The sequence below is a fragment of the Tissierellales bacterium genome, assembly GCA_025210965.1.
Taxonomy (GTDB): Bacteria; Bacillota; Clostridia; order Tissierellales; family JAOAQY01; genus JAOAQY01.
The window spans coordinates 1-8511 of record JAOAQY010000172.1; the positions used below are offsets into that span (position 1 = coordinate 1).

Here is an 8511-nt window from a genome sequence, read left to right on the forward strand (position 1 = left end):
CCACAAGCTGGCGACAATATATTAACGCCTTGCTCGACACACTTTTTCGATATTTGTTCTATCTTATCTTCTTCACCATATTCAAGCGTATAGGTACTTACATTCCCCATTATAGCTTTATCTTTAACAAATTCTTTAACTTGCAATATGCTAGTTATGGCATCAAAACTTATTACCCCTGCTTTCAAATCATTTAACGGAGAGTAGACACTTTTGAGTCTTCCACAAATATGAACTATAACACTATTGGGTTTATAGGCTTCAAGTCCTTCAACTAATCTATTTAAGTAAGGTACTGCAAATGCTGAAAACTGTTTTGCTCCGAGTATTTCCCCTGTTCCACTTGGATCTGCAATAGTTATGACATCTGCTCCTGCTTTTAGCTGCTCTATACCAAATTTTAGACTCTCTTCTGTCACAAACTCTAATAATCGGTGTACTTCTTCAGGCTTTTTTCTCATTTCTTTATAAAACACCATAGGATCTACAAGTGAACTTGCTAAACTTATCGGCCCTACTAGATTTCCAATAATCGGAACTTCCTCCCCACTACGTTTGATGTACTTTATTGCATCTAATACTACTTTCGGTCTGCCTTCACTAAAATTCAAAGTTTTTAAAGCATTGTACTCTTCACTCTTTGATATGCAATACTCTGTAACTCTAGGTTCTGTATCCATTGTCCCAAGACTGACTTTTGCACCCATAGCTTCTGCTTCTATAGTCATACAAAATGGGACTCCATAGTTTTCAAAACTACCTGCGTCATAACTTTTTCTTGCAAGTTTTGCCATTTTCTCACCATTTGTATGCGCATCTGGCCAAGTAAGTTCTTTATCTTCAACAAGCTCTCTTACTATCATGTTCATCATTCCACCAGGACAAATGCAAGGTGGTCTATCTACTTTATTTTTTTTCATCGCTTCCAAAAGCCTAGTTTTAGGATCCATATTAAGCCCCCAATGCAATCTTATCTAGCAACTTTGTTTTAACTAAATTTTTAGCTAATTTTGCAGCAAGTGCAGCATCTCTTTCATATCCATCTGCTCCTATTGTTTCTGCGAAACTTCTAGAAATAGGTCCTCCACCTACCATTACTACAACCTCGTCTCTTATCCCTTCCTTTTCAAGAGCCTCTATTACCTCTTTCATATGTCCCATAGTCGTAGTCATCAGTGTCGACATCCCTATTAAATGAGCTTTTTCTTTTCTCGCAGTTTCTATAAATGATTCACATGTAACATCTCTTCCCAAATCTATAACTTCAAATCCATTAGATTCAAGCATGATTTTATAAATATTCTTTCCTATATCATGAGTATCTCCTTCAACTACTCCAACTACTGCTTTTAGTTTCTCTGCGCTTGGATCTTCTATTATGTGTTCTTTTAATACTCCTATACCTTCATACATAGCATCAGAACATATTAATAATTCAGGAATATAGTATTCCTCTTCTTCAAAGAGTTCTCCAGCTCTCTCCATTCCCTTACAAAGCCCATCTTGTACTCCGTCAAATGCGTCATATCCATTTTGAATATACTCTTTCGCAACATCAACAATTTCTTCATCCTCCATTTCTATGACACATTCTTTCAATTCTTCTAATAATACTTCTTTAGTCTTCATTGTAACCGCTTCCTCCTAATAAATAGTATTCACATTATCCATTTTATATTGGAGTTAATACGTCAACAAATTAAGATTTTTTATAGAGATTTTTTTATTATAATCTATGCTAATAGAAATTCTTTCTGAAATAATTAATGTTAATTAATCATTTAAAATATTAACTACTAGCAATAAAAATATTAACTCATAAGCTTTTTCTATTTCGTAGTCAATCACATAAATATAAACTATTATCTTTAATCAAATTATAGCTATATAATCCTTAGTGGCAATTATTTGCAAAAATATTTAACTATCGAAAGGAGATTTTTTATGGAATCTAATTCATCAAAAGCAAGTGCTCTCGGCTTGCTACCACTTTTTGTTTTTTTACTATTATTTATAGGCTCTGGCATAATAACTGGAGATTTTTATGCTATGCCTGTATTAGTAGCTTTTGTCATAGCTTCAACTGTAGCCCTTTGTATGAATAGAAGTGTAAATCTAGAAAAGAAAATAGAGGTGTTTTGCAAAGGGGCAAGTGATTCTAATATCATCCTCATGTGCCTTATATTTCTTCTAGCTGGTGCATTTGGCTCTATATCATCTGCTATGGGCGGCGTTGAATCTACTGTAAACTTTGGTCTTAGTATACTTCCTCAAAATTTATTGCTATCAGGTATATTCGTAATTTGCTGTTTTATATCACTATCGATGGGAACCTCTATGGGAACTATGGTAGCACTCGCGCCTATAGGCATAGGCGTTGCAGAGCAAACTGGCATTCCAGTCGCTTTAGCACTCGCGAGTGTCGTTGGTGGCTCTATGTTTGGAGACAATCTATCTATGATTTCAGATACTACAATTGCGGCTACAAAAACTCAGGGCTGCGAAATGAAAGACAAGTTTAAGGTAAATTTCTTGATTGTACTTCCAGCTGCTGTAATAACTGCTATATTACTATCTGTATTAGCCGGTGGAATGCAAACTAGTGTAGTAGAAAGTCATGATTTTAGTTTTATAAAAATACTCCCATATATAGCTGTGCTAGTTTCTGCACTTCTCGGTATGAATGTACTTGCCGTGCTCATGGGAGGCATAGTGCTTTCAGGCGCTATCGGACTATTCGATGGAAGCTTTGAATTTTTAGAAATGCTTCAAACGGGAGCAAAGGGTATGCAAGGTATGGAAGATTTAGCTATGATTTCACTAATCATAGGTGGACTAGTTGAACTGATAAAGCTAAATGGTGGTATAGATTTTTTAATAAACTTTATACACAAAACTGTAAGCGGAAGAAGAGGAGGAGAATTTGGTATAGCTATACTTACAAGTCTCATAAATATGTGTACTGCAAATAACACTATAAGTATAGTAATGGCAGGTCCTCTTGCAAAAAATATATCTGAAGAATACGATATAGACCCAAAACGCTCAGCTAGTATACTGGATTTATTTGCAAGCTCTATACAAGGAATCATACCTTATGGTGCTCAATTACTATTCGTATCCGGACTTAGCGGGGTGTCGTCTTTTGCAATAGTAAAATACATGTATTATCCTTTCTTGACTCTTATAGCAGGTGTTATAGCTATAACATTTAATATTCCTAATCTCAAATTTAAAAAATCAGTTAGCAAAAAAGTAGCTTAGATTTATGGGTGAATATAAGAGGCAATTGCACTTAAAATTAAAGCGCAATTGCCTCTTTCACTAATCTAAATTATAACTTGATTTTCTAAAAAAATTACTCGAAAACACTAAAATTTTAATACCTAGCCACTGCCCTAATAGGCGATCCATCACAATTCTCTACATTTATAGGAAACGCCATAAACTCTACCCATTTTGGTAGTTTATCTAGATTTTTTAAGTTCTCCACTATTACAGTTTTGTTTTTAGACAATATCTCGTGATGATTCTCAAAAGATTTTGTGTTCATTCCATCTATTGACATCTGATCTATACCTATACCTTTTAAATCATATTTCATAAGTTCTCTTACAACTTCTATAGATAAATATGGTCCTTCTTCAAAATACCTATCTTCGGCCCAGTATTTACTCCAATCCGTATCTATCAGAATAAATTCTGCTTCTCTTAAATCTTCAGTTTCTATATTCAAATCCTTCATCTCTATAATATTGCTACTAAGATCTCGTATATGTATCACAAGAGCTCGACCAATAAATTGAATTATATCGAATTGATCTAGTGTTTTACCCTTTAACTCCATATGAGCCGGCGAATCCATATGAGTCCCAGTATGAGAAAACATAGTCCATTTCGCCTCTCTAAATTTGTATTCTTCAAAGGTATACACATTGTCGAATTTCGGTTTTGGCGTTCCTGGATAAACTGGCATTTTTTCATTTAAATTATGAGTTAAATCTACTACCTTCATATTTTCACCTTCTAAGTTTATAGTTTTGTATACATTAATTCTATATCAGCTCCTCACTGTGAGCAAATACAAACATAGTATAATTCATTTTTAGCCTATGACAAATAAAAAAATCATGGTATAATTTTACAGTCATATAAATCTATTTTCACAAAGGAGTGTTTATGATGATATTATCACATTCTACAGAACTAATATCAATTCACATGGTAGTAAAAATTTTTAAAGCTATAATCAAATTAGGAGCATTAACTTTCTTCATATATCGTCTCGCTACCAGAAGTGGAGATATCTATGCCGACAAAGCTATGAAAGCTTATGAAAAAGAAAAATACGAGAAAGCAATAAATCTTTTAAAAAAATCGCTAACTAAAAAGCGAAAAGAAGTTAGCGACACCGATATCTACAATCTATTGATAGTTTGCGCTGCTGAACTCGGTGACGATGAGATGATTGTAGAATTCATACGTGAAGCTGAATTTAAAAATGCGATGACAGCATCAGGTTATGTAATATTATCTAGGATATACAGCAAACGTTCATACCCTAGTTCTCAAATAGAAAATATTCTTCACAAAGCTCTACACCTAGATCCAAACCACGCGCTTAGCTATGGTCAATTAGGCATTCTATATATAAATAGAGATTTGCCTAAAAAAGCTATTGAAAAACTAGAAAAAGCCATAGAACTCGATCCAAGTGAGGTCAGTTTTTTTACAAATTTAGCTATAGCTTATTATAAATTAGATGATTTAGATTCAGCAATGTTTTACTTTGACAAAGCTGAGCCTCTAGACCCTGAATATGTAAATAAACTCAGATTGATGATATCTTAGTTTTAACATACAAAACCTTCGAAAAACGTAGCTTTTCGAAGGTTTTGTTAGATAATTAACAATATCATCCAAAATTCACTAGATTTTGGATGATTACAGTGATTGTCATTTTTATAACAATGTTGTATAGTCAATATGTCGAAACAATTAGAATTGTTCGACAGCTTGAAAACTTTCTAGCCGTTTTCAAGTAACTTACGCAAGCGATCCTATTTTTCCCGTCAGATCTTGCGTGAGTTTTTTGTTTAGGTAAAATCCTTTCAAATTTAAGGAGGTTTAGGTTGTTATGAAAAATGAAAAAAACTACTTAGAAGAACGTGAAAAACCATTTACACCGTTATTAGCTATAGAAGAGGCCTCTCGTTGTCTATTATGTCACGATGCCCCTTGTTCTAAAGCATGTCCTGCGGAATCTGATCCGGCAAAGTTTATCCGCTCATTGCGTTTTAGAAATATAAAGGGAGCTGCTGAAACATTGAGATCTAATAATATTTTAAGCGGTGTTTGTGCGAGAGTTTGTCCTACTGATAAATACTGTGAAGGAGCCTGTAGTCACTGTGATATAGATAAACCTATACAAATAGCAAAATTACAGCGATATATCACAGAATACGAATTGAATACAAATCTAAAAGTATTAGAATCTGTAGAAATAACAAAAGATTCTATAGCCATAATAGGTTCTGGTCCAAGCGGACTTAGTGCTGCCTCTGCATTAGTTCAAAAAGGCTATGATGTAACTGTATTTGAACAAAGAGAACAATTAGGCGGATGGTTATCTTATGGTATTCCTTCTGATAGATTACCTCAAGCTCTTGTAGATCAAGAAATCGATTACATTAAAATGCTTGGAGTGAATTTTGAAACAAATAAAAAATTAGGAAAAGATTTTTCCATAGAAGATTTAAAGGCTAAAGGCTTTAAATCTATACTGATAGCTATAGGCAATCAGAATGGTAAAGATCTCGATATAAATGGAATTAATTTAGAAAAAGTCGAACAAGGATGTGAATTTTTAGCTAAAGCTAAAACAAATCCAGATTCAACTTTTATTGGAAAACATATAGTCGTTATAGGTGGTGGTGATGTAGCTATGGACTGCGCGAGCACTGCTAAAAGATTTGGCTGTGAAGATGTAAAGGTAGTCTATAGAAGAAGTCTACTCGAAATGCCTGCATCTCCAGACGAAAAATCATACTTACAAGACTTAAGTATACCTGTCTTTACTGGCTTTAAACCTCATAGTATCATTGGCAGCGCTAGTGTAGAAGCTATAAAAGCTGTAGGTTTTAAAGATAATTCAGAATTGGTATTACCTGCTGACCATGTACTTTTGGCTATAGGTCAAAAATCTGACGATTTAAAAGACTTAGCTTCTATAAGTATCTTGGACAAGTACAAAACAAATGATGATTCTATATTTGTATCTGGTGATTGCACTGATGGTGACAAAACAGTCGTTGATGGTGTAAAGCAAGGTAAGGATGTAGCAAAACTAATAATGAACTATCTAGAATCTTCTAGCTCTTCTAAAGGAGGTTTAAAATAATGAAAACAAAAGATCTTTCTATAAATTTCTGTGGTGTAAAATGCGAAAATCCATTTTTCTTATCATCTTCTCCAGTTGGTGGATGTTATGAAATGTGCGCTAAAGCTTTAGAAGCTGGCTGGGGCGGCATAGTATACAAAACAATCGGTTTTTATATACCAAACGAAGTCTCTCCAAGATTCGATCATTTACAAAAAGAGTCAACTGCTTTTGTTGGTTTTAAAAATATGGAGCAAATTTCTACACATCCTTTGGAAGAAAACCTAGAAGCTATAACAAAATTAAAGAAAAATTATCCTGGAAAGGTTATTATAGCATCAATAATGGGAGAAAATGAAAAAGAATGGACTGAACTTGCTCGCCTAGTAACAGAAGCTGGAGCAGATATGATTGAATGCAATTTCTCCTGTCCTCAAATGACTAGTCATGAAATGGGTTCTGATGTTGGTCAAAATCCTGAATTGGTTAAAACATATTGTAAAGCGGTAAAAAGAGGTTCCTCTCTTCCACTTCTAGCCAAGATGACTCCAAATATAGGCGATATGACAAAACCTGCAATTGCATCTGTTGAAGGTGGTGCTGACGCTCTTGCAACTATTAATACTATAAAATCAATTACTGGTATAGATTTAGATCAAATGACTGCATATCCTGTAATAAATGGAAAGTCTTCTGTATCTGGATATTCTGGAAAAGCTGTAAAACCTATAGCTCTAAGGTTTATTCATGAATTAGCATCAAATGAAAATCTTAAAAATATTCCAATCAGCGGTATAGGTGGAATAGAAACTTGGGAAGATTGTATAGAGTTTATACTCCTTGGATCAAGAAATCTTCAAGTGACTACATCTATAATGCAATACGGCTATAGAATAGTGGAAGATATGATAAGTGGTATTTCTTATTATATGGAAGAAAAAGGTATAGATAGGTTAGAAGATTTAGTTGGAAAAGCACTAGATCAAATCGTTCCTGCAGAAGATTTGGATAGAGATTTTATAATATATCCTGAATTCGACAAAGATAGCTGTGTGGGATGTGGTAGATGCTACATTTCTTGCTACGATGGTGGTCACCAAGCTATAAATTGGAATGAAGAAGATAGAAAGCCTGAGCTTGATGAAGATAAATGCGTTGGTTGTCATCTTTGTGCCAATGTTTGCCCAGTACAAAGTATCTCAAAGGGCAAAAAAGTTTTTAAAAATCAATAAAACGTGAATTAAGTCACACTCACCCCTCCAAAATTCTATTAAAATATTACTTTCTTGTGTTTCGGTAATCTTAAGTCATTTATTTGATGGTTATTTGAATTTATAGAAATACTATTTTGGGTTTTGGAGGGTTTTTGATTATGAGTAGATTATTAGCTTCGGCTATTGCTACTGCTCTGCTGTGCGCTTTTTGGGCAGAAGGTAGCGTATCTCTTGGTCTTATTACATGGGCTGGCTTTGCTGGTTGCACTACTTTTTTCGCTGGTGGTGCTAAGAGCCAAGGATTTTTTAAAGCACTTAGAACTAATGCTTGTGGAGTATTTTGGGCTATGATGGCAATATGGTTTTGTGAATATGCTGATTTCATACCGTTTGCAAATGGTATATCAACTTTCATCATAACTTTTGCTATTTGTACTCAAATCAAATGGAAAAAACTAGATTTCATGACTGGCGTATTCATAGGCTGTTTTTCAACGTTCGCATCTGGTGGTCAATGGCTTTTGGTATTGGCATCTCTAGCTTGTGGAGCTGTTTTGGGATTTGCCTGTGAAAAACTAGGAGATTTGATCTATAATGTTTCAAATCAAAATATTAGCATTCCATCTTTTAGAACCAAAAGAGATGAGATGGTTTCAGAATAGAATAAAAAAAATCACTCATATGAGTGATTTTTTTTATTCTATTCTCTATTTTACCGACTCTAAATCTTTATTGACGATTGGTATTATATTCATTACTACAAAAAAGTACGACAAAAGAAAAATATACGCAATATCAAATTTCTTCCATATAGCATATATCAAACTACTGATGATTATCCCTATGATAATTTTGGACTTCATATGCTTAATTACTACTCCTTTTTTGGTAATACTGTCGACTGTCAAAAAATATAGC

General features: G+C 33.9%; 9 protein-coding genes. 5 read left to right on the plus strand and 4 right to left on the minus strand.

Annotation, left to right across the window (positions count from 1 at the left end; translation table 11 throughout):
* Window positions 1-950 (minus strand): methylcobamide--CoM methyltransferase (locus N4A40_12225; protein MCT4662618.1); only part of this gene is annotated, 950 nt, incomplete at its 3' end.
* A gap of 1 nt (window position 951) precedes the next feature.
* Window positions 952-1629: a corrinoid protein gene (locus N4A40_12230; protein MCT4662619.1), complete on the minus strand. Its 678-nt coding sequence runs from the start codon at window positions 1627-1629 to the stop codon at window positions 952-954.
* A 315-nt stretch (window positions 1630-1944) separates the two neighbouring features.
* On the opposite strand from N4A40_12230, the gene N4A40_12235 reads away from it, so the two are divergent.
* Window positions 1945-3264 carry a Na+/H+ antiporter NhaC family protein gene (locus N4A40_12235; GenBank protein ID MCT4662620.1) on the plus strand — a complete coding sequence of 440 codons (1320 nt, stop codon included), beginning with the start codon at window positions 1945-1947 and terminating at the stop codon, window positions 3262-3264.
* 115 nt (window positions 3265-3379) lie between these two features.
* On the opposite strand, the gene N4A40_12240 is transcribed toward N4A40_12235, so the two are convergent.
* The gene (locus tag N4A40_12240; GenBank protein MCT4662621.1) at window positions 3380-4015 is read right to left on the minus strand and encodes a cyclase family protein; all 636 of its coding nucleotides are present in this window, start codon (window positions 4013-4015) and stop codon (window positions 3380-3382) included.
* Window positions 4016-4182: 167 nt separating this feature from the next.
* Between N4A40_12240 and N4A40_12245 the strand changes: the two genes are divergently transcribed.
* From N4A40_12245 to N4A40_12260, 4 genes are all read left to right on the plus strand, one after another.
* Window positions 4183-4851, plus strand: a complete 669-nt coding sequence (locus tag N4A40_12245) for a tetratricopeptide repeat protein (protein ID MCT4662622.1) — start codon at window positions 4183-4185, stop codon at window positions 4849-4851.
* Window positions 4852-5137: 286 nt separating this feature from the next.
* Window positions 5138-6400 (plus strand): FAD-dependent oxidoreductase, encoded by a 1263-nt coding sequence (locus tag N4A40_12250; GenBank protein MCT4662623.1) that lies wholly within the window; start codon window positions 5138-5140, stop codon window positions 6398-6400.
* Window positions 6400-7611 carry an NAD-dependent dihydropyrimidine dehydrogenase subunit PreA gene (gene preA, locus N4A40_12255; protein MCT4662624.1) on the plus strand — a complete coding sequence of 404 codons (1212 nt, stop codon included), beginning with the start codon at window positions 6400-6402 and terminating at the stop codon, window positions 7609-7611. The genes N4A40_12250 and preA overlap by 1 nt, the downstream gene beginning before the upstream one ends.
* Before the next feature lie 140 nt (window positions 7612-7751).
* On the plus strand, window positions 7752-8255 hold the full coding sequence (locus N4A40_12260) for a DUF1097 domain-containing protein (GenBank protein ID MCT4662625.1): 504 nt from the start codon (window positions 7752-7754) through the stop codon (window positions 8253-8255).
* A 45-nt stretch (window positions 8256-8300) separates the two neighbouring features.
* On the opposite strand, the gene N4A40_12265 is transcribed toward N4A40_12260, so the two are convergent.
* The coding region (locus tag N4A40_12265; protein ID MCT4662626.1) for a hypothetical protein at window positions 8301-8511 on the minus strand (211 nt) is incomplete at its 5' end.